The 24,389-nt window shown below is 61.4% G+C and carries 29 protein-coding genes; 18 read left to right on the top strand and 11 right to left on the bottom strand.

The features are described from left to right. The first annotated feature begins 117 nt into the window (after positions 1–117). From CRO75_RS13700 to CRO75_RS13680, 5 genes are read left to right on the top strand one after another with little or no spacing between them, the layout of a single operon-like run. Positions 118–513 carry a hypothetical protein gene (locus CRO75_RS13700; protein ID WP_007929895.1) on the top strand — a complete coding sequence of 132 codons (396 nt, stop codon included), beginning with the start codon at positions 118–120 and terminating at the stop codon, positions 511–513. Further along, a complete protein-coding gene (locus CRO75_RS13695) occupies positions 506–1,882 on the top strand; it encodes a class II fumarate hydratase (protein WP_097135955.1) in 1,377 nt (458 codons plus the stop codon). Before CRO75_RS13700 ends, CRO75_RS13695 begins: the two co-directional genes overlap by 8 nt. A gap of 27 nt (positions 1,883–1,909) precedes the next feature. Then, positions 1,910–2,359: a hypothetical protein gene (locus tag CRO75_RS13690; RefSeq protein WP_097135953.1), complete on the top strand. Its 450-nt coding sequence runs from the start codon at positions 1,910–1,912 to the stop codon at positions 2,357–2,359. A 1-nt stretch (position 2,360) separates the two neighbouring features. Then, on the top strand, positions 2,361–2,972 hold the full coding sequence (locus CRO75_RS13685; protein ID WP_009042191.1) for a superoxide dismutase: 612 nt from the start codon (positions 2,361–2,363) through the stop codon (positions 2,970–2,972). Positions 2,973–3,004: 32 nt separating this feature from the next. Next, complete coding sequence (locus CRO75_RS13680) at positions 3,005–3,898, top strand: ZIP family metal transporter (RefSeq protein ID WP_097135948.1); 894 nt, start codon at positions 3,005–3,007, stop codon at positions 3,896–3,898. 30 nt (positions 3,899–3,928) lie between these two features. Here the strand turns inward: CRO75_RS13680 and CRO75_RS13675 are convergent, their stop codons facing one another. The 10 genes from CRO75_RS13675 to CRO75_RS13630 form a co-directional block, all read right to left on the bottom strand. After that, the gene (locus tag CRO75_RS13675) at positions 3,929–4,201 is read right to left on the bottom strand and encodes an HPr family phosphocarrier protein (protein WP_009046999.1); all 273 of its coding nucleotides are present in this window, start codon (positions 4,199–4,201) and stop codon (positions 3,929–3,931) included. 16 nt (positions 4,202–4,217) lie between these two features. After that, a complete protein-coding gene (rapZ, locus tag CRO75_RS13670) occupies positions 4,218–5,075 on the bottom strand; it encodes an RNase adapter RapZ (protein ID WP_009042193.1) in 858 nt (285 codons plus the stop codon). A gap of 2 nt (positions 5,076–5,077) precedes the next feature. Beyond that, positions 5,078–5,542, bottom strand: coding sequence for a PTS IIA-like nitrogen regulatory protein PtsN (gene ptsN / locus CRO75_RS13665; protein ID WP_007929873.1), 465 nt, complete (start codon positions 5,540–5,542; stop codon positions 5,078–5,080). Between the two features lie 12 nt (positions 5,543–5,554). Continuing rightward, entirely contained in the window at positions 5,555–5,860 is a 306-nt protein-coding gene (gene raiA, locus CRO75_RS13660) for a ribosome-associated translation inhibitor RaiA (protein WP_007929872.1), read from the bottom strand. 79 nt (positions 5,861–5,939) lie between these two features. Further along, positions 5,940–7,433 carry an RNA polymerase factor sigma-54 gene (locus CRO75_RS13655; RefSeq protein ID WP_009042194.1) on the bottom strand — a complete coding sequence of 498 codons (1,494 nt, stop codon included), beginning with the start codon at positions 7,431–7,433 and terminating at the stop codon, positions 5,940–5,942. A gap of 182 nt (positions 7,434–7,615) precedes the next feature. Further along, positions 7,616–8,341 (bottom strand): LPS export ABC transporter ATP-binding protein, encoded by a 726-nt coding sequence (gene lptB, locus CRO75_RS13650; protein ID WP_007929870.1) that lies wholly within the window; start codon positions 8,339–8,341, stop codon positions 7,616–7,618. Beyond that, complete coding sequence (lptA, locus tag CRO75_RS13645; RefSeq protein WP_009042195.1) at positions 8,341–8,889, bottom strand: lipopolysaccharide transport periplasmic protein LptA; 549 nt, start codon at positions 8,887–8,889, stop codon at positions 8,341–8,343. Before lptA ends, lptB begins: the two co-directional genes overlap by 1 nt. Further along, a complete protein-coding gene (gene lptC, locus CRO75_RS13640) occupies positions 8,876–9,448 on the bottom strand; it encodes an LPS export ABC transporter periplasmic protein LptC (RefSeq protein WP_097135947.1) in 573 nt (190 codons plus the stop codon). The genes lptA and lptC overlap by 14 nt, the downstream gene beginning before the upstream one ends. An 8-nt stretch (positions 9,449–9,456) precedes the next feature. Next, positions 9,457–9,981: an HAD family hydrolase gene (locus CRO75_RS13635; RefSeq protein ID WP_007929867.1), complete on the bottom strand. Its 525-nt coding sequence runs from the start codon at positions 9,979–9,981 to the stop codon at positions 9,457–9,459. Further along, the gene (locus tag CRO75_RS13630; protein ID WP_007929866.1) at positions 9,981–10,955 is read right to left on the bottom strand and encodes a KpsF/GutQ family sugar-phosphate isomerase; all 975 of its coding nucleotides are present in this window, start codon (positions 10,953–10,955) and stop codon (positions 9,981–9,983) included. The genes CRO75_RS13635 and CRO75_RS13630 overlap by 1 nt, the downstream gene beginning before the upstream one ends. A gap of 275 nt (positions 10,956–11,230) precedes the next feature. On the opposite strand from CRO75_RS13630, the gene CRO75_RS13625 reads away from it, so the two are divergent. From CRO75_RS13625 to hisC, 10 genes are all read left to right on the top strand, one after another. Beyond that, on the top strand, positions 11,231–12,040 hold the full coding sequence (locus CRO75_RS13625; RefSeq protein WP_097135945.1) for an ATP-binding cassette domain-containing protein: 810 nt from the start codon (positions 11,231–11,233) through the stop codon (positions 12,038–12,040). Then, positions 12,040–12,837, top strand: coding sequence for a lipid asymmetry maintenance ABC transporter permease subunit MlaE (gene mlaE / locus CRO75_RS13620; protein WP_007929864.1), 798 nt, complete (start codon positions 12,040–12,042; stop codon positions 12,835–12,837). The genes CRO75_RS13625 and mlaE overlap by 1 nt, the downstream gene beginning before the upstream one ends. Next, positions 12,837–13,304, top strand: a complete 468-nt coding sequence (gene mlaD / locus CRO75_RS13615; protein ID WP_007929863.1) for an outer membrane lipid asymmetry maintenance protein MlaD — start codon at positions 12,837–12,839, stop codon at positions 13,302–13,304. The genes mlaE and mlaD overlap by 1 nt, the downstream gene beginning before the upstream one ends. Before the next feature lie 10 nt (positions 13,305–13,314). Next, positions 13,315–13,968 carry an ABC transporter substrate-binding protein gene (locus CRO75_RS13610; protein WP_009042198.1) on the top strand — a complete coding sequence of 218 codons (654 nt, stop codon included), beginning with the start codon at positions 13,315–13,317 and terminating at the stop codon, positions 13,966–13,968. After that, entirely contained in the window at positions 13,965–14,270 is a 306-nt protein-coding gene (locus CRO75_RS13605) for an STAS domain-containing protein (RefSeq protein WP_007929861.1), read from the top strand. Before CRO75_RS13610 ends, CRO75_RS13605 begins: the two co-directional genes overlap by 4 nt. A gap of 114 nt (positions 14,271–14,384) precedes the next feature. After that, the gene (locus CRO75_RS13600) at positions 14,385–14,636 is read left to right on the top strand and encodes a BolA family protein (protein WP_007929860.1); all 252 of its coding nucleotides are present in this window, start codon (positions 14,385–14,387) and stop codon (positions 14,634–14,636) included. A 22-nt stretch (positions 14,637–14,658) separates the two neighbouring features. After that, on the top strand, positions 14,659–15,924 hold the full coding sequence (gene murA, locus CRO75_RS13595; RefSeq protein WP_007929859.1) for a UDP-N-acetylglucosamine 1-carboxyvinyltransferase: 1,266 nt from the start codon (positions 14,659–14,661) through the stop codon (positions 15,922–15,924). Positions 15,925–16,051: 127 nt separating this feature from the next. Continuing rightward, positions 16,052–16,687, top strand: a complete 636-nt coding sequence (gene hisG / locus CRO75_RS13590; RefSeq protein WP_097135942.1) for an ATP phosphoribosyltransferase — start codon at positions 16,052–16,054, stop codon at positions 16,685–16,687. A gap of 123 nt (positions 16,688–16,810) precedes the next feature. Then, entirely contained in the window at positions 16,811–18,139 is a 1,329-nt protein-coding gene (hisD, locus tag CRO75_RS13585) for a histidinol dehydrogenase (protein ID WP_009042199.1), read from the top strand. Between the two features lie 2 nt (positions 18,140–18,141). Beyond that, complete coding sequence (gene hisC / locus CRO75_RS13580; protein WP_097135940.1) at positions 18,142–19,194, top strand: histidinol-phosphate transaminase; 1,053 nt, start codon at positions 18,142–18,144, stop codon at positions 19,192–19,194. Positions 19,195–19,247: 53 nt separating this feature from the next. Here hisC and algW read toward each other — a convergent pair whose 3' ends face one another. Then, positions 19,248–20,402 carry a Do family serine endopeptidase AlgW gene (gene algW / locus CRO75_RS13575; RefSeq protein WP_007929855.1) on the bottom strand — a complete coding sequence of 385 codons (1,155 nt, stop codon included), beginning with the start codon at positions 20,400–20,402 and terminating at the stop codon, positions 19,248–19,250. 102 nt (positions 20,403–20,504) lie between these two features. On the opposite strand from algW, the gene CRO75_RS13570 reads away from it, so the two are divergent. From CRO75_RS13570 to cysN, 3 genes are all read left to right on the top strand, one after another. Then, positions 20,505–21,263 (top strand): Nif3-like dinuclear metal center hexameric protein, encoded by a 759-nt coding sequence (locus tag CRO75_RS13570; protein WP_009042201.1) that lies wholly within the window; start codon positions 20,505–20,507, stop codon positions 21,261–21,263. A 249-nt stretch (positions 21,264–21,512) separates the two neighbouring features. Then, positions 21,513–22,430, top strand: a complete 918-nt coding sequence (cysD, locus tag CRO75_RS13560; RefSeq protein WP_007929849.1) for a sulfate adenylyltransferase subunit CysD — start codon at positions 21,513–21,515, stop codon at positions 22,428–22,430. A 12-nt stretch (positions 22,431–22,442) separates the two neighbouring features. Further along, positions 22,443–24,341 carry a sulfate adenylyltransferase subunit CysN gene (cysN, locus tag CRO75_RS13555; protein ID WP_007929848.1) on the top strand — a complete coding sequence of 633 codons (1,899 nt, stop codon included), beginning with the start codon at positions 22,443–22,445 and terminating at the stop codon, positions 24,339–24,341. Positions 24,342–24,389: the final 48 nt, after the last annotated feature.

Genomic DNA, 24,389 nt, shown 5'->3' with positions numbered 1-24,389 from the left:
TCCTGGGTTTCGGCCACTGACAAACCGTAGCGACCTGTGTGGATAGCCTGGTCTTGAGCTTGTTTTGATTCTCAATATCATATAATAATAAATCTCATTATCGAATGAGCCCAGGTCATGAGTTCTGCCTTGCACGAGCAGCCTTACCTCGAAAGCTGGCGCTGGATGAGCCGCCAGATCCGTTGTGCCCTCGATCCGGACGAGCCGCGGCTGATCGAGCATTACCTGGCCGAAGGGCGCTATCTGGCGTGTTGCACCGCCACCTCGCCCTGGCTGATTGCCGAAACCTCATTCCGCCTGCTGCTCGATACTGCCACCGATACCGCGCTGCCCTGGCATTGGCGCAGCCAGTGCCTGGACCAGGCCTGGCGCCCGTTGCGTGACCTGGAACGCCTGTCTTTCTGCAAATGCCGGCTCAAGCGCTGGCAAAGCCATGCCTGGCAACTGGCGACCTGCTCGTTGCTGCCATCCATTCCCCTTATCGAACTGGTGCAAGGATTTCCCGATGAGTAATACCCGTATCGAATGCGACAGCATGGGCGAACTGCATGTTCCGGAGCAGGCGCTGTATGGCGCACAGACCCAGCGTGCGGTGGATAACTTTCCCATCAGCCACCAGCGCATGCCGGCGCAGTTCATCCGCGCGCTGATCCTGGCCAAGGCGGCCGCGGCCAAGGCCAACGTCGAGCTCAAGCAACTGAGCGAATCCCAGGGCAAGGCCATAGTCGACGCTGCCCAGGGCCTGCTGGAAGGCGACTTCATGCAGCATTTCCCGGTGGATATCTTCCAGACCGGGTCCGGCACCAGTTCCAACATGAATGCCAACGAAGTCATTGCCACCCTGGCCAGCCGCCTGCTCGGCGAACCGGTCAACCCCAACGACCATGTGAACTGCGGGCAGAGCAGCAACGACATCATTCCGACCACCATCCATGTCAGCGCCGCGCTGGGCTTGCACGAACAACTGCTGCCGGCGCTGGTGCATCTGGTGCACGTCATCGAGCGCAAGGCGGTCGAGGTCCATCCCTTCATCAAGACCGGCCGCACTCACTTGATGGACGCGATGCCGGTGCGTATGAGCCAGGTGCTGGAAGGCTGGGCGCAGCAGCTCAAGGCCAATATCGGTCACCTGCAGGATCTGCTGCCGAGCCTGCAATCCCTGGCGCAGGGTGGCACGGCCGTGGGCACTGGGATCAACGCTCACCCGCAGTTCGCCGCGGGTTTCAGCCGGCAGCTGAGCAGCCTGACCCAGGTGCGGTTCACCCCGGGCAAGAACCTGTTCGCCCTGATCGGCTCCCAGGACACCGCGGTGGCGGTCTCGGGCCAGCTCAAGGCCATCGCGGTCACCTTGATGAAGATCGCCAACGACCTGCGCTGGATGAACTCCGGGCCGTTGGCCGGTCTCGGCGAAATCGAACTGGAAGGATTGCAGCCGGGGTCTTCGATCATGCCCGGCAAGGTTAACCCGGTGATTCCGGAGGCCACGGCGATGGTGGCGGCGCAGGTGATCGGTAACGACATGACCATCACGGTGGCGGGGCAGTCGGGCAACTTCGAGCTGAACGTCATGCTGCCGATCATTGCCCAGAACCTGTTGAGCAGCATCGAGTTGCTGGCCAATTCCAGCCGTCTGTTGGCGGACAAGGCGATTGCCAGCTTCAAGGTCAACGAGCCCAAGCTCAAGGAGGCGCTGTCGCGCAACCCGATCCTGGTCACGGCGCTCAATCCGATCATCGGTTACCAGAAGGCCGCTGAAATCGCCAAGACCGCCTACAAGCAGGGGCGCCCGGTGATCGATGTCGCCCTTGAACACACTGATCTGTCACGCAGCCAGCTGGAGATCCTGCTCGACCCGGAAAAACTCACCGCGGGCGGCGTGTAAATCCCGACATCGCTTTGGAGGTTCACCATGGAGCACTGGAAACGCACGATCGAAAGGGCAAACCGTTTCTTCATGCAGGGCGACCTGGTGGATGCCCGCGAGTATTACTTGCAGGCCCTGGCCCTGGCGCAGGTGTTGTTCGAGCGCTGGAGCGATGCCGACGAAGCGGTGGCGGCCTGTGTCATCTCCCATCACAACCTGGCGGACCTGCACCTGCGCCTGAACCAGCCGGAGGAGAGCGCGGAGTACCTCTGCGCCATCCATCAGCGGTTGTTGCAGACCATGCAGGACAGCCGCCTGGCGCCGGCGCTGCGGGAAGCCGCGCTGCGCCAGAGCAGCAAGACTTACGTTGAGTTGCTCAACTTCATTAGTGAGCACGGTGAATACCCCCGTACGCATCGCCTGCTGGAGAGCAATATCGCGCAATCGACTGCCGGCACCGCGACGCCGAATGCCCCTCATTACGGAGCACATTGATATGTCCTTTACCTTGCCTGCATTGCCCTACGCCTACGATGCCCTGGAACCGCACATCGATGCGCAGACCATGGAAATTCACTACACCAAGCATCACCAGACCTACATCAACAACCTCAACGCGGCTGTGGAAGGTACCGAATGGGCCGACTGGTCAGTAGAGAAACTGGTGGCCGGGGTCCAGCAGTTGCCGGAGAAACTGCGTGCAGCGGTGATCAACCAGGGCGGTGGCCATGCCAACCATTCGTTGTTCTGGGCGGTGATGGCGCCGAGCGGCGGAGGCAAGCCGAACGGTGCGCTGGGCCAGGCGATCGACGAGCAGCTGGGCGGTTTCGAGAGTTTCAAGGAGGCCTTCACCAAGGCCGCGCTCACGCGTTTCGGCAGCGGTTGGGCCTGGCTCAGCGTGACCCCGCAAAAGACCCTGGTCGTCGAGAGCAGCGGCAACCAGGACAGCCCATTGATGAACGGCAATACCCCGATTCTCGGTCTGGACGTATGGGAGCACGCGTATTACCTGCGTTACCAGAACCGGCGGCCGGAATACATCAATGCGTTCTACAACGTGATCAATTGGCCCGAAGTAGCCCAGCGCTACCAGGCCGCACTGGTTTGAGCCCCCTCCTATAAAAAGACCTAAGGCTGACTATGGGCACTGAAACACTGACGATCGGCAGCGGGCGGATGTTTCGTTACGCATTCGGTTCGCTGTTGCTGTTGGCGGGCACTGCATTGCTGGTTGCCCAGGGCTTGTCCTGGCTGGACCTGGAGCCGCGCTTGTTGCGTGCGTTGCAGGGCGGGGCGGTCTGTGCCCTGGGAACCGCGCTGGGGGCAGTGCCGGTGCTGGTCATTCGGAAGATGCCGCTGGCGCTGAGTGACACCCTGTTGGGATTCGGCGCTGGGGTGATGCTGGCGGCCACGGCCTTTTCGCTGATCGTGCCCGGGATCGCCGCGGCGGAAAAACTCGGGTTGTCGCCCTGGGCTTCGAGTGGCCTGATCAGCTTCGGCATCATGCTCGGTGCCTTGGGGTTGTTTCTGGTGGATCGCAAGGTGTCAGGAGGCAGCCCGGAGAAGCTGGTGGGCACTCTTGAGCATCCGGTCATCCCGCCGCGAATCTGGCTGTTTGTGTTTGCCATCATCGCCCACAACATTCCCGAAGGAATGGCCGTGGGTGTTTCCGCGGGTGGCGGCATGCCGGAGGCGGATAGCCTGGCTATGGGGATTGCCTTGCAGGATGTGCCGGAAGGCCTGGTGATTGCCCTGGTGCTGGCTGGCGCCGGCATGTCTCGGGTCAAGGCATTCCTGATCGGTGCCGCTTCAGGCCTGGTGGAGCCGGTGTTCGCGTTGCTTTGTGCGTGGCTGGTGAGCCTGGCCGAGATGCTGTTGCCGCTCGGGCTGGCGTTGGCGGCGGGGGCGATGCTGCTGGTGGTGACCCACGAAGTGATTCCCGAATCCCGACGCAACGGTCATGAGAAGCTGGCCAGCCTGGGCTTGTGTGTCGGCTTTTGCCTGATGATGGTCATGGATACGGCACTCGCTTGAGTGCCTTTCGGCAGGTTTGCCCTGCCGACCTTACTCGCCTTCGTCGAAGAAGTTGTTAATCAGTGCCACCAGCGCTTCCAGCGCCTCCTGCTCCTGTTCGCCTTCGGTCTTCAGATGAATCTTGGTGCCCTTGCCCGCGGCCAGCATCATCATTGCCATGATGCTCTTGCCGTCGACCATCGACTCCGGCGTTCTCCCTGCGCGGATCTGGCAAGGAAACTGGCCGGCCACGCCGACGAACTTTGCCGAGGCACGGGCATGCAGGCCCAGTTTGTTGATGATTTCAATTTCCAGAGCAGGCATCGCGGGGTAGATCCTTTCAGCTAAGGTCGCGGTGGCGAACCTGGACGTTCTTCAGGGACTTTTGCAGGACTTGGCCCAAGCGTTCGGTCAGGTAGACCGAGCGATGGTGGCCGCCCGTGCAACCAATGGCAATAGTGACGTAGGCGCGGTTGCTGGCGGCGAAACGGGGCAACCATTTCAGCAGGTAGCTGGAGATGTCCTGGAACATTTCCTCGACGTCTGGCTGGGCGGCCAGGTATTCGGCAACCGGCTGGTCGAGTCCGGACTGGGCGCGCAACTCGGGTTTCCAGTACGGGTTGGGCAGGCAGCGCACATCGAACACCAGGTCGGCATCGACCGGCATGCCACGCTTGAATCCGAAGGACTCCACCAGAAAGGCGGTGCCCGGCTCCGGCTGGTTCAACAGGCGCAACTTGATGGTATCGCGCAGTTGATAGAGGTTCAGGTTGGTGGTGTTGACCTTGAGATCGGCGAGGTCGGCGATCGGTCCCAGCAGATGGCTTTCGTCCTGGATCGCCTCGGCCAGTGAGCGATTGTTACTGCTCAAGGGATGACGGCGGCGGGTTTCGGAAAAGCGCTTGAGCAGGGTTTCTTCGTCAGCGTCCAGGTACACCACATCGCACTGGATATGCCGGCTGCGGACTTCTTCGAGCAGTTCGGGGAAGCGCGACAGGTGGCTTGGCAGGTTGCGGGCGTCGATCGACACGGCGACCAGTGGCTGTGTCAGTTCGGTATGGATCAGCGCCCGCTCGGCCAGTTCGGGCAACAGCCCGGCCGGCAGGTTGTCGATGCAGTAATAACCATTGTCCTCGAGTACATCGAGGGCGGTGCTTTTACCTGAGCCGGACCGGCCGCTGACGATGATCAAGCGCATGATTACTGACCGTTCTGTTCGTCCAGGACAACCTTGTACAAGGCTTCGTTGCTGGTGGCGCTGCGCAGCTTGTCGCGCACTTCTTTGCGGTCCAGCATGCTGGCAATCTGCCGGAGCAGTTCCAGGTGCGCATCGGTGGCGGCTTCCGGGACCAGCAGTACGAACAGCAGGTCGACCGGTGCGCCGTCGATGGCGTCGAAATCGATGGGAGCGTCCAGGTGCATCAGGGCACTGATGGGCGACTCACAGCCTTTAAGGCGGCAGTGTGGAATGGCGATGCCGTTGCCAAAACCGGTAGAGCCCAGTTTTTCACGGGCAATCAGGCTTTCGAAGACATCTTGCATCTCCAGATCGGGCACTTCGCGGCTGATCAGGTTGGCAATTTGTTCGAGGGCGCGTTTTTTACTGCCGCCCGGCACGTTCACCAGGGAACGGCCGGGGGTCAGGATGCTTTCAAGTCGGATCATGGGAGGGGAGTGTTAGCGACCCGTGCCTTGGAGAAGGTGGAGTTGCTTTTCCTTATGCTTTTTCAGTTGGCGGTCAAGCTTGTCCGTGAGCAAGTCGATTGCGGCATACATGTCGTCATGTTCTGCATTGGCGACGACTTCCCCACCATGGATATGCAGCGTGGCCTCGATTTTCTGCTTCAGTTTTTCGACGGCCAGCGTTACCTGCACATTGGTAATCTTGTCAAAGTGCCGCTCAAGTCGGTCGAGTTTTTCGCCGATGTAAGCGCGCAGAGGTTCGGTCACTTCCAGTTGGTGTCCACTGATGTTGACTTGCATACAGCTTCTCCTTCGTTGCCAGTGCATAAAGCGGCAGGTCGATTGACCTGCCACTGGAACGCTGTGGCGAGCCCGGCGGCTACATCAACCGCTTCCGTTCGCTGGAAGGCGCGATCCCCAGGGATTCGCGGTACTTGGCGACGGTACGACGGGCTACCTGAATGCCTTGTGCCTCCAGTAAACCAGCGATCTTGCTGTCACTCAACGGCTTTTTCTGATTTTCCGCGGCGACCAGTTTTTTGATGATCGCGCGGATCGCCGTGGACGAGCATTCACCGCCTTCGGAGGTACTTACGTGGCTGGAGAAAAAGTATTTCAGTTCATAAATGCCCCGTGGGGTATGCATGAATTTTTGCGTGGTCACCCGTGAAATCGTCGATTCGTGCATGCCGACTGCTTCGGCGATGTCATGCAGGACCAACGGTTTCATCGCCTCATCGCCGTACTCGAGGAAGCCGCGCTGATGCTCGACGATCTGGGTGGCGACTTTCATCAGGGTTTCGTTACGGCTCTGCAGGCTCTTGATGAACCAGCGGGCTTCCTGCAACTGGTTGCGCATGAAGGTGTTGTCGGCGCTGGTGTCGGCGCGCCGCACGAAGCCGGCGTACTGTGGGTTGACGCGCAGGCGCGGCACGGACTCCTGGTTCAGCTCCACCAGCCAGCGTTCGTTGTCCTTGCGCACGATGACGTCGGGGACCACGTATTCGGCTTCGGTGGATTCGATTTGCGAGCCCGGCCGTGGGTTGAGGCTCTGTACCAGTTCGATGACTTGGCGCAGTTCGTCTTCCTTGAGCTTCATGCGCCGCATCAGCTGGCTGTAGTCGCGGCTGCCGAGCAGGTCGATGAAGTCGCTGACCAGGCGCTTGGCTTCAGTCAGCCAAGGGGTCTTGGCGGGTAGCTGGCGCAGTTGCAGCAGCAGGCACTCACCCAGGTTGCGGGCGCCGATGCCGGCGGGCTCGAATTGCTGGATACGGTGCAGGACAGCCTCGATTTCGTCGAGTTCGATGTCCAGTTCCGGATCGAAGGCTTCGAGGATTTCCTCGAGGGTTTCGTCCAGATAGCCCTGATTGTTGATGCAGTCGATCAGGGTCACGGCGATCAGGCGATCGGTGTCGGACATGGGCGCCAGGTTCAACTGCCAGAGCAGATGGCTCTGCAGGCTTTCGCCGGCCGAGGTGCGGGTGGTGAAATCCCACTCGTCGTCATCGTTGCTGGGCAGGCTGCTGGCGCTAGTCTGGTAGACGTCTTCCCAGGCAGTGTCGACCGGCAGGTCGTTGGGAATGCGTTCGTTCCATTCGCCGTCCTCGAGGTTGTCCACCGTCGGGGCGGTTTCCTGGTAGGAGGGTTCCTGGATATCGGTATTGGGTTTCTGCTCGGCGTTGTCGGCCAGCGGATCGGTGTTATCGAAGTCGTCGCCTTCTTCCTGGCGCTCGAGCATCGGGTTGGACTCCAGGGCCTCCTGGATTTCCTGTTGCAGGTCCAGGGTCGACAATTGGAGCAGGCGGATGGCCTGTTGCAGCTGCGGTGTCATCGTCAGCTGCTGGCCCATTCTGAGGACTAGCGATGGTTTCATGGCAGGGGCTTAACACCTTATTCGCCGGCGCACATGCGCCATCCACTACAGGGCGCGTGAGCGCCAAACATAAGCAAATTATATGCCTGAAACTGAAGTGTTTGCCTAGAGCGCTGTAACAATAAAAACGGCAGGGTTTTATTGGGGCGGGCGCTCTGGCGACCAGCCAAACACCTCAGGGCTTACAGGCGGAACTCATGGCCCAGGTAAACTTCCTTGACCAGCTCGTTGGCGAGAATGGTTTCGGCGTCGCCTTCGGCGATCAGCTGACCGTCGTTGACGATGTAGGCGGTTTCGCAGATATCCAGGGTTTCACGGACGTTGTGGTCGGTGATGAGCACGCCGATACCCTTGGCCTTCAGGTGATGAATGATCTGCTTGATGTCGCCTACCGAGATCGGGTCCACGCCGGCGAAGGGCTCGTCGAGCAGGATGAACTTGGGTGCGGTGGCCAGGGCGCGAGCGATTTCCACGCGGCGACGTTCACCGCCGGAAAGGCTCATGCCCAGGTTGTCGCGAATGTGGTTGATGTGGAACTCCTGCAGCAGGCTTTCCAGCTCCTGGCGACGGCCGGCCTTGTCGAGCTCCTTGCGGGTCTCGAGGATGGCCATGATGTTGTCGGCCACCGAAAGCTTGCGGAAGATCGAGGCTTCTTGCGGCAGGTAGCCGATCCCGGCGCGGGCGCGGCCGTGCATCGGCTGGTGGCTGACATCCAGGTCGTCGATCAGGATGCGTCCCTGATCGGCCTGGACCAGACCGACGATCATGTAGAAGCAGGTGGTCTTGCCGGCGCCGTTGGGGCCGAGCAGGCCGACGATCTGGCCGCTGTCGATGGACAGGCTGACGTCACGCACGACCTGGCGGCTCTTGTAGCTCTTGGCCAGGTGCTGAGCTTTCAGAGTTGCCATTACTGGGCCTTTTGCTCGTCAGTTTTCTTTTTCGGCTGGATGACCATGTCGATCCGTGGGCGCGACTCGGTGACCTTGCTGCCGGTGGCGCGACCGGCGCTGGCCAGCTTCTTGTTGGTGTCGTAGACGATTTTCTCGCCCTGGGTGATGTTGCCGTCCTTGTCGACGACTTTGGCGCGGTCGATCAGTACGACGCGGTTCTGCGCGGCGTGGTACTGGATGGTCACACCGTAGCCCTGGACCGGCTTGGTGTCGCCCTGGGTTTGAATCTGCTCGAAGTAGGCCAGGTTGCCCACCGAGGTCACCACGTCGATATCACCGGTCTGGGTACGAGTGATGGTCACGGTATTGCCGGTGACCTTCATCGAGCCCTGGGTGATGATCACGTCGCCCCTGTAGGTGGCTACGCCATTCTTGTCGTCCAGTTGAGCGTCGTCGGCCTGGATGCGGATTGGTTGCTGGCTATCGTTCGGCAGAGCCCAGGCGCTCACGCTTCCCAGTGCTGCGCCCAGACCGAGCAAAATAGGGAGGGTTTTAACGAGCCTCATACTGTCCTCTTACGTTCGATAGCAGGTTCATCCTGCCGTCTTTCAAATACGCTTTCATTCCCTTGCCAGTCGTCACGCCGCCGGCGCCGTCGATTCTAACGTCTTGATCGGTCTGCGCATATTGCTTCTGCGGGAATACTGTCATGCGGGTCGTGGTGATCAGCAGGTTGCGATTTTTCTCGTCGGTGCGCGAAACCCGCACCGAATCGATCAACTCGACCTGGGTGCCGTCCGGGTTGACTTCGCCGCGCTCGCTCTGGACGTGCCAGGGGAAGGCGGTGCCGCGATACATCTGCAGGTCCGGCTTGGTCAGCAGAGTTACCTCGGTGGCCTTGAGGTGCTCGACCTTGTCGGAAGTCATTTCGTACTGCAGCTTGCCGTCGGGCAGGTACTGCACGCTACGGGCGTTGATGGCGTAATAGTCGATGGCGCTTTCGTCGACCTGCGCGACCGGCTTGTCGAGGAAGCGTTCCGGGCTGATGTTCCAGTACCCCACCGCCAGGAACAACACGGTGATGATGCCGAAGATCAGGATGTTGCGAATCTTTTTGCTCAGCATGGGAGGCTCTATAAGTAGGCGGCGTGGGCTGCTTCAAGGCTGCCTTGGGCGCGCAGGATCAACTCGCAGAACTCGCGGGCGGCGCCTTCGCCGCCACGGGCCTGGGTGACGCCATGGGCGTGTTCACGGACAAAACTGGCGGCATTGGCGACGGCCATGCCCAGGCCGACCCGGCGGATCACTGGCAGGTCGGGCAGGTCGTCGCCCAGGTAGGCGACCTGTTCATAGCTTAGGCCCAGTTGGGCAAGAAGCCCGTCCAGCACCACCAGTTTGTCTTCGCGACCCTGAAACAGGTGGGGAATCCCCAGGTTTTTCGCCCGACGCTCGACCACCGGCGTCTTGCGGCCGCTGATGATCGCCGTCTGCACGCCCGTGGCCATCAGCATCTTGATGCCTTGGCCGTCGAGGGTGTTGAAGGTCTTGAATTCGCTGCCGTCTTCGAGGAAATACAGGCGACCGTCGGTCAGTACGCCGTCGACGTCGAATACCGCCAGCTTGATGTTCTTGCCGCGTTGCAGCAGATCCGTGCTCATTACATGACTCCCGCGCGCAGCAGGTCGGACAGGTTGAAGGCGCCGATCGGGCGATCGTCCTTGTCCACCACGACCAGTGCGTTGATTCGATTGTCCTCCATGATCTTCAGGGCTTCGGCCGCGAGCATTTCGGCGCGGGCGGTCTTGCCGTGAACGGTCATGACTTCATCGATTGTGGTGTGGTGGATGTCGATGGTGCGATCCAGGGTGCGGCGCAGGTCGCCATCGGTGAAGACCCCCGCCAGGCGCCCGTCGGCCTCGACAATGACGGTCATGCCCAGGCCCTTGCGGGTCATTTCCATCAAGGCGTCCTTGAGCAGCGTGCCACGCTGGACCTGCGGCAGTTGCTCGCCGGCATGCATGACGTTCTCGACTTTCAGCAGCAGGCGCCGGCCCAGCGCGCCGCCCGGATGGGAGAAGGCGAAGTCTTCGGCGGTAAAGCCGCGGGCTTCCAGCAGCGCCACGGCCAGGGCGTCGCCCATGACCAGGGCGGCGGTGGTCGAGGAGGTCGGAGCCAGGTTCAGCGGGCAGGCCTCTTGCTCGACCTGGACGTTGAGATTCACCTCGGCGGCCTTGGCCAGTGGCGAATCAGGGTTGCCGGTGATGCTGATCAACTGGATGCCCAGGCGCTTGATCAGCGGCAACAGGGTCACGATTTCATTGGTCGAGCCGGAGTTGGACAGGGCCAGGATCACGTCGTCCCGGGTAATCATGCCCATGTCGCCATGGCTGGCTTCGGCCGGATGGACAAAAAACGCGGTGGTGCCGGTGCTGGCCAGGGTGGCGGCGATCTTGTTGCCGATGTGCCCGGACTTGCCCATACCGACCACTACTACGCGGCCTTTGCTGGCCAGAATCATCTCGCAAGCGCGTACGAAATCTGCGTCGATATGTGGCAGCAAGCCTTGTACGGCTTCTATCTCGAGGCGGATGGTGCGTTGTGCCGATTGAATCAGGTCGCTGGATTGGCTCATGTCAGAAATCGTATAGCCTGATGAAAAGGCGGCGATTATAGCGGTAATGATCGATTCCCTCACGCAAGTTCGTCAGCCTTTGTCCTTCTATAGGCAGGAATTGTTCTGTAAAGCCTGTTTTAGGCTGTCGTGATCCTGAACACGGATGGCTTCGGCCTTGGGGGCTCCGTATCAGCAGTGATATAGTTCGCCGCCAGTTCGGCCTGCCCTGGGTGCATGTACTCCCGGCAGGGAGCCAAGCGTCCGAGTGAGAGGCTGCATCGCAAGGAGTTTAGATGAGTGCCGATAACGCCTACGCGGTCGAGCTGAAGGGACTGTCCTTCAAGCGCGGTGCGCGCAGCATCTTCAATAATGTCGATATCCGTATTCCGCGGGGCAAGGTCACCGGCATCATGGGGCCTTCCGGTTGCGGCAAGACCACGCTCCTGCGGTTGATGGGCGCGCAATTGCGTCCCAGCAGCGGTGAAGTCTGGGTCAATGGCCAGAACCTGCCCAAATTGTCGCGCGGCGATCTGTTCGACGCCCGCAAGCAGATGGGCGTGCTGTTCCAGAGCGGCGCGCTGTTCACCGATCTCGATGTGTTCGAGAACGTCGCCTTTCCGCTGCGCGTTCATACCAAGCTGCCGGATGAAATGATCCGCGATATCGTCCTGCTCAAGTTGCAGGCGGTCGGGTTGCGCGGTGCCATCGACTTGATGCCCGACGAGCTGTCCGGTGGCATGAAACGTCGCGTGGCCCTGGCCCGGGCCATCGCCCTGGACCCGCAGATCCTCATGTACGACGAGCCGTTCGTAGGCCAGGACCCCATTGCCATGGGCGTGCTGGTGCGCCTGATCCGTCTGCTCAATGACGCGCTGGGTATCACCAGCATCGTGGTTTCCCATGACCTGGCGGAAACCGCGAGCATCGCCGACTACATCTATGTGGTGGGCGATGGCCAGGTGCTGGGGCAGGGCACGCCCGACGAGCTGATGGATTCCGATAACCCGCGGATCCGCCAGTTCATGAAAGGCGACCCCGACGGTCCGGTACCCTTTCACTTTCCAGCGCCGGACTACCGCGCAGATCTTCTGGGGAAGCGCTGATGCGCAAAGTATCTTTATTGGAGCGAATTCGTCTGTTCGGCCACTCGGGCATCGACGTTCTCGCGGTGCTCGGGCGTTCGAGCCTGATGCTGTTTCATGTGTTGTTCGGCCGCGGCAGTATCGGCGGCGGCTTCGGCCTGCTGGTCAAGCAGCTGCATTCGGTGGGCGTGATGTCCCTGGTGATTATTGTGGTCTCCGGGATATTCATCGGCATGGTACTGGCGCTGCAGGGCTTCAATATCCTGTCCAGCTACGGTTCGGAGCAAGCGGTGGGGCAGATGGTGGCCCTGACCTTGTTGCGTGAGTTGGGGCCGGTGGTCACGGCATTGCTCTTCGCCGGCCGGGCCGGTTCGGCGCTGACCGCGGAAATCGGCAACATGAAAGCCACCGAGCAGCTCTCCAGCCTGGAGATGATCGGTGTCGACCCGCTCAAATACATTATCGCGCCACGGCTGTGGGCCGGTTTCATTTCCCTGCCGTTGCTGGCGATCATTTTCAGCGTGGTGGGCATCTGGGGCGGTTCGTGGGTGGCCGTCGACTGGCTGGGAGTCTATGAAGGTTCCTACTGGTCGAACATGCAAAACAGCGTGACGTTCAGCGATGACGTGCTCAATGGCATCATCAAGAGCATCGTTTTCGCCTTTGTCGTGACCTGGATCGCCGTATTCCAAGGCTATGACTGCGAGCCCACTTCAGAGGGGATCAGTCGTGCCACTACCAAGACCGTTGTGTACGCCTCGTTGGCTGTACTCGGCCTGGACTTTATTCTGACCGCCTTGATGTTTGGAGATTTCTGATGCAAAACCGCACCCTGGAAATCGGTGTCGGCCTTTTCCTGCTGGCTGGCATCCTGGCTTTGCTGTTGCTTGCCTTGCGGGTCAGTGGCTTGTCCCCGACCTCGAGCACCGATACTTATAAACTTTACGCATATTTCGACAATATCGCCGGTTTGACGGTCAGAGCTAAAGTGACCATGGCCGGTGTGACCATCGGCAAGGTTACGGCTATCGATCTGGACCGCGACAGTTTCACCGGTCGGGTCACGCTGCAGTTGGAAAAACGCGTAGATAACCTGCCGACCGACTCCACTGCATCTATCCTGACCGCTGGGTTGCTCGGCGAGAAATACATTGGTATCAGCGTCGGCGGCGAAGACACGTTGCTCAAGGATGGCGGGACCATCCACGACACCCAGTCTTCACTGGTGCTTGAGGACCTGATCGGTAAATTCCTGCTCAATACCGTTAGCAAAGACGCCAAATGAGGATTTTTTCATGATCTCTACCTTGCGACGTAGCCTGTTGGTATTACTGGCGGCGTTGCCGTTGATGGCTCACGCCGTGGCGGCGCCTTCCGCGCATGATCTGGTACAGGACACCACCAACCGTCTGCTGGCCGACCTGGCCGCCAACAAAGAAAAGTACAAGCAGGACCCGCAGGACTTTTATGCGGCGCTGAACAGCATCGTGGGGCCGGTCGTGGATGCCGAAGGCATTTCCAAGAGCATCATGACGGTCAAGTACTCGCGTAAAGCCACGCCGGAACAGATGCGCACCTTTGAAGAGAACTTCAAGAAGGGCCTGTTCCAGTTCTATGGCAACGCCTTGCTGGAGTACAACAACCAGGGCATCGTCGTTGACCCTGCCAGGGACGAGTCGGGTGACCGTACCAGCGTCGGCATGACGGTCAAGGGCAGCAACGGTGCGATCTATCCTGTGTCGTACACGCTGGAGAAGATCAGCGGTGAGTGGAAGCTGCGCAACGTGATCATCAACGGCATCAATATCGGCAAGCTGTTCCGCGATCAGTTCGCCGATGCCATGCAGCGCAACGGCAATGACCTGGACAAGACCATCAACAACTGGGCTGGCGAAGTGGCCAAGGCCAAGGAATCGACCGAAAACTCTCCAGAGAAGGTCGTGAAATGAGTGAGTCGGCCGTCCGTCTGGGTGAAGCCGGCGAACTGCTGATCAGCGGTGTGCTGGACTATCGTTCCGGCCCGGGCCTGCGCAAGCAGGGGCAGGCCCTGATCGCCTCCAGCACCGCGGCGGCGCTGGTGCTCGACTGTTCGGCGGTGGAGAAGTCCAGTAGCGTCGGCTTGTCGTTGCTGCTGGCCTTCATGCGCGACGCCGCGGCAGCCGGCAAGGCCGTCAGCATCCGTGCGTTACCTGAAGACATGCGCGAAATCGCCGAGGTTTCCGGTTTGACCGAGCTGCTGGCGCAGCCTTAGTAACCATCGACAAGCAAGCCCCCCGTCAGAGTCCTGCTATGCGGGGTTCGCAGGCGCGGGGCTTTTTTGTATGATGTCCGACCCGCGCGCACAGGGCGCCGATTGAGGTTGAGCATGCAGGCCAACGAAGTGAAGAGCTTCCTTGAAGGAAAGCTGTCCGAGACTCTTTCATCCGTTCAGGTAGAAGTTGAGGGCGAAGGCTGCAACTTTCAGCTGAATGTGATCAGTGACGAACTGGTGGCCTTGAGTCCGGTCAAGCGTCAGCAGAGCATCTATGCCCATTTGAACCCATGGATCGCCGATGGCAGCATCCATGCGGTCACTATGAAATTTTTCAGCAGCGCGGCTTGGGCCGAGCGCACCTGAGCCCAAGGGCGTCGAGATTCTTATGGATAAATTGATTATTACCGGCGGCGTTCGTCTTGATGGCGAAATCCGCATTTCCGGGGCAAAGAACTCTGCCCTGCCGATTCTGGCTGCAACCCTGCTGTGCGATGGCCCGGTCACGGTCGCCAATCTGCCACACCTGCACGACATCACCACCATGATCGAGCTGTTCGGTCGCATGGGCATTGAGCCGGTGATCGACGAGAAACTCAGCGTCGAAATCGACCCACGCACCATCAAGACCCTGGTCGCGCCGTATGAACTGGTCAAGACCATGCGTGCCTCGATCCTGGTGCTGGGCCCGATGGTTGCCCGTTTCGGCGAAGCCGAAGTCGCGCTGCCTGGCGGTTGCGCCATCGGTTCGCGTCCGGTCGACCTGCACATCCGCGGCCTGGAAGCCATGGGCGCGGTGATCGACGTCGAAGGCGGCTACATCAAGGCCAAGGCGCCTGAAGGCGGCCTGCGCGGCGCGCACTTCTTCTTCGATACCGTGAGTGTGACCGGTACCGAGAACATCATGATGGCAGCGGCCCTGGCCAAGGGCCGCAGCGTGCTGCAGAACGCCGCCCGCGAGCCGGAAGTGGTCGACCTGGCGAACTTCCTCAACGCCATGGGCGCCAAGGTTTCCGGCGCTGGTACCGACACCATCACCATCGACGGTGTCGAGCGCCTGCACTCGGCGACCTACAAGGTCATGCCGGACCGTATCGAGACAGGCACCTACCTGGTCGCCGCCGCCGTGACTGGCGGTCGCGTGAAGGTCAAGGACACCGATCCGACCATCCTCGAAGCCGTCCTGGAAAAGCTCAAGGAATCCGGCGCCGAAGTCACCACTGGCGAGGACTGGATCGAGCTGAACATGCACGGCAAGCGTCCGAAGGCGGTCAACGTGCGTACCGCGCCGTACCCGGCGTTCCCGACTGACATGCAGGCCCAGTTCATTTCCCTCAACGCCATTGCCGAAGGCACTGGCGCGGTGATCGAGACCATCTTCGAAAACCGCTTCATGCACGTTTATGAACTGCACCGTATGGGCGCGAAGATCCAGGTCGAAGGCAACACCGCCATCGTCACCGGTACCGAAATCCTCAAGGGTGCACCCGTGATGGCCACCGACCTGCGGGCTTCGGCTAGCCTGGTGATCTCGGCCCTGATGGCCGAAGGCGACACCCTGATCGATCGCATCTACCACATCGACCGTGGTTACGAGTGCATCGAAGAGAAGCTGCAGATGCTCGGCGCCAAGATCCGCCGCGTACCGGGCTAGTTTGCGTGATGGGCACAGGGACGTGCCCCAAGGTTTCGTTCCAAGTCGAGCCTGTGTTCAGGCTCGATGCGTGTCTGGCGCCATTTGCGACCGGGCATGAGTATCCTGATAAGGACTTACGTTTCCCATGTTGACCATCGCACTGTCCAAGGGCCGCATCCTTGATGACACTTTGCCGCTTCTGGCTGAAGCCGGCATCGTGCCCACCGAGAATCCGGACAAGAGCCGCAAGCTGATCATCCCCACGACCCAGGCCGACGTGCGCTTGTTGATCGTGCGCGCCACCGACGTGCCGACCTATGTCGAACATGGTGCCGCCGACCTCGGCGTTGCCGGCAAAGATGTGCTGATGGAATACGGCGGCCAGGGCCTGTACGAGCCACTGGACCTGCAGATCGCCCAGTGCAAGCTGATGACCGCCGGTGCCATCGGCGCGGTCGAGCCCAAGGACCGCCTGCGCGTCGCCACCAAGTTCGTCAACGTTGCCAAGCGCTACTACGCCGAGCAGGGCCGTCAGGTCGACATCATCAAGCTGTACGGCTCGATGGAGCTGGCGCCGCTGATCGGCCTGGCGGACAAGATCATCGACGTGGTCGACACCGGCAACACCCTGCGGGCCAACGGCCTGGAGCCCCAGGAGCTGATTTCCATGATCAGTTCCCGTCTGGTGGTCAACAAGGCCTCCATGAAAATGCAGCACGCCCGCATCCAGGCACTGATCGACACCCTGCGCAAAGCAGTGGAGTCGCGACACCGCGGTTGATTCACTCGCGCGGCGCGAGCCGCGCCCGTCTATCCGTGTCATAGCCAATTTTCTCAGGTGCCCGCGCGAATGGACTGGTAGCTTAGGGTGCCTGAGCATTAGCCATTCAATGAGGCCCTCGCTATGACCGCTCCCACTGCAATTCGCCGACTCAACGCTGCTGACCCGGATTTCGCGCATCATCTGGATCATCTGCTGAGCTGGGAAAGTGTGTCTGACGACTCGGTCAATCAGCGGGTGCTGGACATCATCAAGGCGGTGCGCGAGCGCGGCGACGCGGCGCTGGTGGAATTCACCCAGCGTTTCGACGGCCTGCAAGTGGCATCCATGGCCGACCTGATCCTGCCGCGCGAGCGCCTGGAACTGGCCCTGACCCGGATCACCCTGGCCCAGCGCGAAGCCCTGGAAAAAGCCGCGGCGCGGGTGCGCAGCTACCACGAAAAACAGAAGCAGGACTCCTGGAGCTACACCGAGGCCGATGGCACGGTGCTGGGCCAGAAGGTCACGCCGCTGGACCGCGCCGGCCTGTATGTGCCGGGTGGCAAGGCGTCTTATCCCTCCTCGGTGTTGATGAATGCCATCCCGGCCAAAGTGGCGGGCGTCACCGAGGTGGTGATGGTGGTGCCGACCCCGCGTGGCGAAGTCAACGAACTGGTGCTGGCCGCGGCCTGCATCGCCGGCGTCGATCGGGTGTTCACCATCGGTGGCGCCCAGGCCGTTGCCGCCCTGGCCTACGGTACCGAGAGCGTGCCGCAGGTGGATAAGGTGGTCGGCCCGGGCAACATCTATGTGGCCACCGCCAAGCGTCACGTGTTTGGCCAGGTGGGTATCGACATGATCGCCGGCCCTTCGGAGATCCTGGTGGTGTGCGATGGCCAGACCGACCCGGACTGGATCGCCATGGACCTGTTCTCCCAGGCCGAGCACGACGAAGACGCCCAGGCGATCCTGGTCAGCCCGGACGCCGCGTTCCTCGACCAGGTCGCCGCCAGCATCGCCAAGTTGCTGCCAACCATGGAACGCGCGGAAATAATCAATACCTCGATCAACGGCCGTGGCGCGCTGATCCAGGTGCGCGACATGCAGCAGGCCATCGACGTGGCCAACCGCATCGCTCCGGAGCACCTCGAGCTGTCCGTTGCCGATCCGCAGGCCTGGCTGCCACAGATCCGCCACGCTGGCGCGATCTTCATGGGCCGTCACACTTCCGAGGCCCTGGGCGACTACTGCGCGGGCCCGAACCACGTGTTGCCGACTTCCGGCACGGCGCGGTTCTCCTCGCCGCTGGGGGTGTATGACTTCCAGAAACGTTCGTCGATCATTTTCTGCTCGGAGCAGGGCGCTTCCGAACTGGGCAAGACCGCCTCGGTGCTGGCCCGTGGCGAATCGCTGAGCGCCCACGCCCGCAGTGCGGAATACCGGATCATCGCTGACCAGGAACAGGGGCAATAAGCATGAGTAAATTCTGGAGTCCGTTCGTCAAGGACTTGGTGCCCTACGTGCCGGGCGAACAGCCGAAGCTGACCAAACTGGTCAAGCTCAATACCAATGAAAACCCTTACGGCCCGTCGCCCAAGGCGCTGGCCGCGATGCAGGGCGAACTGAACGACAACCTGCGCCTGTACCCGGACCCCAACGGCGACCTGCTCAAGCAGGCGGTGGCCCGCTATTACGGGGTACAGAGCAACCAGGTGTTCCTCGGCAATGGTTCCGACGAAGTGCTGGCGCACATCTTCCACGGCTTGCTGCAGCACGACCGGCCGCTGCTGTTCCCGGATATCAGCTACAGCTTCTATCCGGTGTATTGCGGCCTGTACGGCATCGACTTCGAGGCGGTGCCGCTGGATGAGCAATTCCAGATCCGCCCAGCCGATTACGCCAGGTCGAACGGCGGGATCATCTTCCCCAACCCGAACGCGCCGACCGGTTGCCTGCTGGCCCTGGAGGCCGTCGAGCAGATCCTCAAGGCCAGCCCGGACTCGGTCGTGGTGGTGGACGAGGCGTACATCGACTTCGGCGGTGAAACCGCCATCAGCCTGGTGGATCGCTATCCGAACCTGCTGGTGACCCAGACCCTGTCCAAGTCCCGTTCGCTGGCTGGCCTGCGGGTCGGCCTGGCGGTGGGGCACCCGGACCTGATCGAAGCGCTGGAGCGGATCAAGAACAGCTTCAACTCCTACCCGCTGGATCGCCTGGCGATCGTTGGTGCCGCGGCGGCGTTCGATGATCGTGAGTACTTCGCCAAGACCTGCCAGTTGGTGATCGACAGTCGCGAGCAGGTGGTGGCGCAGTTGCGCGCCAAGGGCTTTGAAGTGCTGCCGTCGGCCGCCAACTTCATCTTTGCCCGTCATCCACAACACGATGCGGCGGGCCTGGCGGCCAAGCTGCGGGAGCAGGGGGTGATTGTCCGGCACTTCAAGCAGGAGCGGATTGCCCAGTTCCTGCGGATCAGTATCGGCACGCCGGAGCAGAACCAGGCCCTGATCGACGGCCTGGGCGAGCTGTAAGCCCTATCGCGAGCCAGCTCGCTCCAATAGGAGAGAGCTGGCTCGCGATGCCTTTACTCTTTTTCCTTGACCGGCGCCGGTGGTGGGCGCAGGCCGATTTCGGCGGTGAGCTTGAGCTCCTTGCCGTTGCGCATCACCTGGATGCTGACCTTGTCGCTGGGTTTGATCCGCGCCACCTGGTTCATCGAGCGACGGCCATCGCCGGCCGGTTCGCCATCGATGCTGAGAATCACGTCACCCAACTGCATGCCGGCCTTTTGCGCCGGACCATCGCGGAATATCCCCGCCACCACGATGCCCGGGCGCCCGGACAAACCGAACGATTCGGCCAGTTCCTGGGTCAGCGGCTGCACCTCGATACCCAGCCAGCCACGAATCACCTGGCCGTGCTCGATGATCGACTTCATCACCTCCATGGCCAGCTTGATCGGGATGGCGAAGCCAATGCCCTGGGAACCGCCGGACTTGGAGAAGATCGCCGTGTTGATCCCGGTCAGGTTGCCGTTGGCATCCACCAGCGCGCCGCCGGAGTTGCCCGGGTTGATCGCCGCGTCGGTCTGGATGAAGTCTTCGTAGTTGTTCAGGCCCAGCTGATTGCGCCCGGTGGCGCTGATGATGCCCATGGTCACGGTCTGGCCGACCCCGAACGGGTTGCCGATGGCCAGGGTCACATCGCCGATGCGGATGCTGTCGGAGCGCCCGACGGTGATCGAGGGCAGGTTCTTCAGGTCGATCTTGAGGACCGCCAGGTCGGTTTCCGGATCGCTGCCGATCACATGGGCCAGGGTTTCACGACCGTCCTTGAGCGCCACCACAATCTGTTCGGCGCCGGCGGTCACGTGGTTGTTGGTCAGCAGATAACCTTCGGGGCTCATGATCACCCCGGAGCCCAGGCTCGATTCCATGCGCTGCTGCTTGGGCAGGTTGTCGCCGAAGAAGCGGCGGAACTGCGGGTCCTCGAACAACGGGTGCGCCGGTTTGTTGATGACCTTGGTGGTGTACAGGTTGACCACCGCCGGCGCGGCGATTGCCACGGCATCGGCATAGGATACCGGGCCTTGTCGAAGCGCCTTGGTTTGTGGGGCTTGCTGCAGGTTGACGTCCAGGCTGGGCAGGCCGACCCATTGCGGGTAGCGCTGAATTATCAGCAACGCGATAAGCACGCCGGCCAACAGTGGCCAGCCAAAAAAACGCAGAGCCTTGAGCATTGAGCAAGTCCTGAGAGGTTGCAGGCCGCCCGGGACGGCCCATAATGTCGCGCATTATACGAGGCCGCGCGCGCCTCTGAACGGGATATTTAGGAGTCTTTTATGGCCGTTGCCCTGAGCACTCTGGTAGAGGAAGCGGACCGTTACCTGGGCAGTTCGCGAATCGCCGATTACTGCCCCAATGGCCTGCAGGTCGAAGGCCGGCCACAAGTGATGCGCATCGTCAGCGGCGTCACGGCCAGCCAGGCATTGCTCGACGCCGCGGTGGAGGCCAATGCCGATCTGGTGCTGGTGCATCACGGTTATTTCTGGAAAGGCGAGAACCCCTGCATCACCGGCATGAAGCAGCGCCGGCTGAAAACCCTGCTCAAGCACGATATCAGCCTGCTGGCTTATCACCTGCCGCTGGACCTGCACCCGGATGTCGGCAACAACGTGCAGCTGGCGCGGCAACTGGATATCACCGTGGAAGGTCCGCTGGACCCGGACAACCTGAAGATCGTCGGGCTGGTCGGCTCCCTTGCCGAGCCCATGACCGCGCGGGATTTCGCGCGCAAGGTCCAGGAGGTGATGGGGCGCGAGCCACTGGTGGTCGAAGGCAGCAAGATGATCCGGCGTGTCGGCTGGTGCACCGGCGGCGGCCAGGGCTACATCGACCAGGCGGTGCTGGCCGGCGTCGACCTGTACCTGAGTGGCGAGGCCTCGGAGCAGACCTTCCACAGCGCCCGGGAAAACGACATCAGTTTTATCGCCGCCGGCCATCACGCCACCGAGCGTTACGGCGTGCAGGCGCTGGGGGACTACCTGGCCCGACGCTTCGCCCTCGAGCACTTGTTCATCGACTGCCCGAACCCTATATAAAGCCTTGTCCTGTAGCCGCTGCCGCAGGCTGCGACAAGGCCCGCAGGGCCTTCAAGAGCACGCCTGCTGCGCAGTCGATCGCAGCCTGCGGCAGCGGCTACAGAGAGGCGTAAACACAACAAACAGGCGGGTATATTCATATACCGTTTCGATCTAGTTGGCGTCCTGATTAGAAGAGGTCGCTGTGCTAGCATGCCCCGCTCGAACACGGCCCGCAGGCCGTCCATAAGAAAGCTTTCGTGAGTAGCCATGGTCGACAAACTGACGCATCTGAAACAGCTGGAGGCGGAAAGCATCCACATCATCCGCGAGGTGGCCGCCGAGTTCGACAACCCGGTGATGCTGTACTCCATCGGTAAAGACTCCGCCGTGATGCTGCACCTGGCGCGCAAGGCGTTCTTCCCGGGCAAGCTGCCGTTTCCGGTGATGCACGTCGACACCCAGTGGAAATTCCAGGAGATGTACAAGTTCCGCGATCGCATGGTCGAAGAGCTGGGCCTGGAACTGATCACCCACGTCAACCCGGAAGGCGTTGCGCAGGGCATCAACCCCTTCACCCACGGCAGTGCCAAGCACACCGACATCATGAAAACCGAGGGCCTCAAGCAGGCGCTGGACAAGTACGGTTTCGATGCGGCGTTCGGCGGTGCCCGGCGTGACGAAGAGAAATCCCGCGCCAAGGAGCGCGTGTACTCGTTCCGCGACAGCAAGCACCGCTGGGACCCGAAGAACCAGCGCCCCGAGCTGTGGAACGTCTACAACGGCAAGGTCAACAAGGGCGAGTCGATCCGCGTCTTCCCGCTGTCGAACTGGACCGAGCTGGACATCTGGCAATACATCTATCTGGAAGGCATCCCGATCGTGCCGCTGTACTTCGCCGCCGAGCGCGAAGTGATCGAGAAGAACGGCACCCTGATCATGATCGACGACGAGCGCATCCTCGAGCACCTCTCCGACGAGGAGAAGGCCCGCATCGTCAAGAAGAAGGTGCGTTTCCGTACCCTTGGCTGCTACCCGTTGACGGGCGCGGTGGAGTCCGAGGCCGAAAGCCTGACGGACATCATTCAGGAAATGCTCCTGACGCGAACTTCCGAGCGCCAGGGCCGGGTCATCGATCACGATGGCGCCGGTTCCATGGAAGACAAGAAACGTCAGGGCTATTTCTAAGTAGGGTCTAACATGTCGCATCAATCCGAATTGATCAGCGAGGACATCCTCGCCTACCTGGCCCAGCACGAACGCAAAGAACTGCTGCGCTTCTTGACCTGCGGTAACGTCGACGACGGCAAGAGCACCCTGATCGGGCGCCTGCTGCACGATTCGAAGATGATCTACGAAGACCATCTGGAAGCCATTACCCGCGACTCGAAAAAAGTCGGCACCACCGGCGACGATATCGACCTGGCGTTGCTGGTCGACGGCCTGCAGGCCGAGCGGGAGCAGGGCATCACCATCGATGTCGCCTACCGCTACTTCTCCACCGCCAAGCGCAAATTCATCATCGCCGACACCCCCGGCCATGAGCAGTACACCCGCAACATGGCCACCGGTGCTTCCACCTGTGACCTGGCGATCATCCTGGTGGATGCCCGTTACGGCGTGCAGACCCAGACCCGTCGCCACAGCTTCATCGCCTCCCTGCTGGGCATCAAGCACATAGTCGTGGCCATCAACAAGATGGACCTCAAGGACTTCGACCAGGGCGTGTTCGAGTCGATCAAGGCCGACTACCTGAAGTTCGCCGAAGGCCTGAAGATGAAGCCCACCAGCCTGCACTTCGTGCCGATGTCGGCCCTCAAGGGCGACAACGTGGTGAACAAGTCCGAGCGCTCGCCGTGGTACACCGGCCAGTCGCTGATGGAGATCCTCGAGACCGTGGAAGTGGCGGGCGACCGCAACTTCAGCGACCTGCGCTTCCCGGTGCAGTACGTGAACCGTCCGAACCTGAACTTCCGTGGTTTCGCCGGGACCCTGGCCAGCGGCATCGTGCACAAGGGCGACGAAGTCGTGGTGCTGCCGTCGGGCAAGAGCAGCCGGGTGAAATCCATCGTCACCTTCGAAGGCGAGCTGGAGCATGCCGGCCCGGGCCAGGCCGTGACCCTGACCATGGAAGACGAGATCGACATCTCCCGTGGCGACCTGCTGGTGCATGCCGACAACGTACCGCCGGTGACTGACAGCTTTGAAGCCATGCTGGTCTGGATGGCCGAAGAGCCGATGCTGCCGGGCAAGAAATACGACATCAAGCGCGCCACCAGCTACGTGCCGGGCTCCATCGCCAGCATCGTCAACAGGGTCGACGTGAACACCCTTGAAGAAGGTCCGGCCAGCGCCCTGCAACTGAACGAGATCGGCAAGGTCAAGATCGCCCTCGACGCGCCGATTGCCCTCGACGGTTACGACAGCAACCGCACCACCGGTGCGTTCATTGTCATCGACCGCTTGACCAATGGCACCGTTGGCGCCGGCATGATCGTCGCCCAGCCTGTGGTGCATGGCAGCGCCACGCACCATGGCAAGCTGGCCCATGTCGCCACCGAGGAGCGTGCCCAGCGCTTCGGCCAGCAACCGGCCACCGTGCTGTTCAGCGGCCTTTCCGGCGCCGGCAAGAGCACCCTGGCCTACGCGGTCGAGCGCAAGCTGTTCGACCTGGGCCGCGCGGTGTTCGTCCTCGACGGCCAGAACCTGCGTCATGATCTGAACAAGGGCCTGCCCCAGGATCGCGCGGGGCGTACCGAGAACTGGCGGCGTGCTGCGCACGTGGCGCGCCAGTTCAACGAAGCCGGCCTGCTGACCCTGGCGGCGTTCGTTGCACCGAGTGCGGAAGGTCGTGAACAGGCCAGGGACCTGATCGGCAAGGAACGTCTGCTGACGGTCTACGTCCAGGCTTCGCCGGCGGCCTGCGCCGAGCGTGATCCGCAGGGCTTGTACGCCGCGGGCGGGGATAACATCCCGGGCGAGTCCTTCCCGTACGACGTGCCGCTGGATGCCGATCTGGTGATCGACACCCAGTCCGTGTCGCTGGAAGAGGGCGTCAAGCAAGTGCTGGAACTGCTGCGCAAGCGTGGCGCGATCTAAGCTTTAGCGGCCGATAAAAAAGCCCGCCGTCGAGTGATCGACGGCGGG

Source organism: Pseudomonas sp. LAMO17WK12:I10 (genome assembly GCF_900215185.1).
Taxonomy (GTDB): Bacteria; Pseudomonadota; Gammaproteobacteria; order Pseudomonadales; family Pseudomonadaceae; genus Aquipseudomonas; species Aquipseudomonas chlororaphis.
Note: the sequence above shows the minus strand (reverse complement) of the source record. Positions and strands in the feature narration are given on the sequence as shown.

Bases quoted from the DNA above. Each gene is read 5' to 3' on its own strand.
- CRO75_RS13700 (WP_007929895.1), top strand. From the start codon at position 118: ATGAGTTCTGCCTTGCACGAGCAGCCTTACCTCGAAAGCTGGCGCTGG.
- CRO75_RS13695 (WP_097135955.1), top strand. From the start codon at position 506: ATGAGTAATACCCGTATCGAATGCGACAGCATGGGCGAACTGCATGTT.
- CRO75_RS13690 (WP_097135953.1), top strand. From the start codon at position 1,910: ATGGAGCACTGGAAACGCACGATCGAAAGGGCAAACCGTTTCTTCATG.
- CRO75_RS13685 (WP_009042191.1), top strand. From the start codon at position 2,361: ATGTCCTTTACCTTGCCTGCATTGCCCTACGCCTACGATGCCCTGGAA.
- CRO75_RS13680 (WP_097135948.1), top strand. From the start codon at position 3,005: ATGGGCACTGAAACACTGACGATCGGCAGCGGGCGGATGTTTCGTTAC.
- CRO75_RS13675 (WP_009046999.1), bottom strand. From the start codon at position 4,201: ATGCCTGCTCTGGAAATTGAAATCATCAACAAACTGGGCCTGCATGCC.
- rapZ (WP_009042193.1), bottom strand. From the start codon at position 5,075: ATGCGCTTGATCATCGTCAGCGGCCGGTCCGGCTCAGGTAAAAGCACC.
- ptsN (WP_007929873.1), bottom strand. From the start codon at position 5,542: ATGATCCGACTTGAAAGCATCCTGACCCCCGGCCGTTCCCTGGTGAAC.
- raiA (WP_007929872.1), bottom strand. From the start codon at position 5,860: ATGCAAGTCAACATCAGTGGACACCAACTGGAAGTGACCGAACCTCTG.
- CRO75_RS13655 (WP_009042194.1), bottom strand. From the start codon at position 7,433: ATGAAACCATCGCTAGTCCTCAGAATGGGCCAGCAGCTGACGATGACA.
- lptB (WP_007929870.1), bottom strand. From the start codon at position 8,341: ATGGCAACTCTGAAAGCTCAGCACCTGGCCAAGAGCTACAAGAGCCGC.
- lptA (WP_009042195.1), bottom strand. From the start codon at position 8,889: ATGAGGCTCGTTAAAACCCTCCCTATTTTGCTCGGTCTGGGCGCAGCA.
- lptC (WP_097135947.1), bottom strand. From the start codon at position 9,448: ATGCTGAGCAAAAAGATTCGCAACATCCTGATCTTCGGCATCATCACC.
- CRO75_RS13635 (WP_007929867.1), bottom strand. From the start codon at position 9,981: ATGAGCACGGATCTGCTGCAACGCGGCAAGAACATCAAGCTGGCGGTA.
- CRO75_RS13630 (WP_007929866.1), bottom strand. From the start codon at position 10,955: ATGAGCCAATCCAGCGACCTGATTCAATCGGCACAACGCACCATCCGC.
- CRO75_RS13625 (WP_097135945.1), top strand. From the start codon at position 11,231: ATGAGTGCCGATAACGCCTACGCGGTCGAGCTGAAGGGACTGTCCTTC.
- mlaE (WP_007929864.1), top strand. From the start codon at position 12,040: ATGCGCAAAGTATCTTTATTGGAGCGAATTCGTCTGTTCGGCCACTCG.
- mlaD (WP_007929863.1), top strand. From the start codon at position 12,837: ATGCAAAACCGCACCCTGGAAATCGGTGTCGGCCTTTTCCTGCTGGCT.
- CRO75_RS13610 (WP_009042198.1), top strand. From the start codon at position 13,315: ATGATCTCTACCTTGCGACGTAGCCTGTTGGTATTACTGGCGGCGTTG.
- CRO75_RS13605 (WP_007929861.1), top strand. From the start codon at position 13,965: ATGAGTGAGTCGGCCGTCCGTCTGGGTGAAGCCGGCGAACTGCTGATC.
- CRO75_RS13600 (WP_007929860.1), top strand. From the start codon at position 14,385: ATGCAGGCCAACGAAGTGAAGAGCTTCCTTGAAGGAAAGCTGTCCGAG.
- murA (WP_007929859.1), top strand. From the start codon at position 14,659: ATGGATAAATTGATTATTACCGGCGGCGTTCGTCTTGATGGCGAAATC.
- hisG (WP_097135942.1), top strand. From the start codon at position 16,052: ATGTTGACCATCGCACTGTCCAAGGGCCGCATCCTTGATGACACTTTG.
- hisD (WP_009042199.1), top strand. From the start codon at position 16,811: ATGACCGCTCCCACTGCAATTCGCCGACTCAACGCTGCTGACCCGGAT.
- hisC (WP_097135940.1), top strand. From the start codon at position 18,142: ATGAGTAAATTCTGGAGTCCGTTCGTCAAGGACTTGGTGCCCTACGTG.
- algW (WP_007929855.1), bottom strand. From the start codon at position 20,402: ATGCTCAAGGCTCTGCGTTTTTTTGGCTGGCCACTGTTGGCCGGCGTG.
- CRO75_RS13570 (WP_009042201.1), top strand. From the start codon at position 20,505: ATGGCCGTTGCCCTGAGCACTCTGGTAGAGGAAGCGGACCGTTACCTG.
- cysD (WP_007929849.1), top strand. From the start codon at position 21,513: ATGGTCGACAAACTGACGCATCTGAAACAGCTGGAGGCGGAAAGCATC.
- cysN (WP_007929848.1), top strand. From the start codon at position 22,443: ATGTCGCATCAATCCGAATTGATCAGCGAGGACATCCTCGCCTACCTG.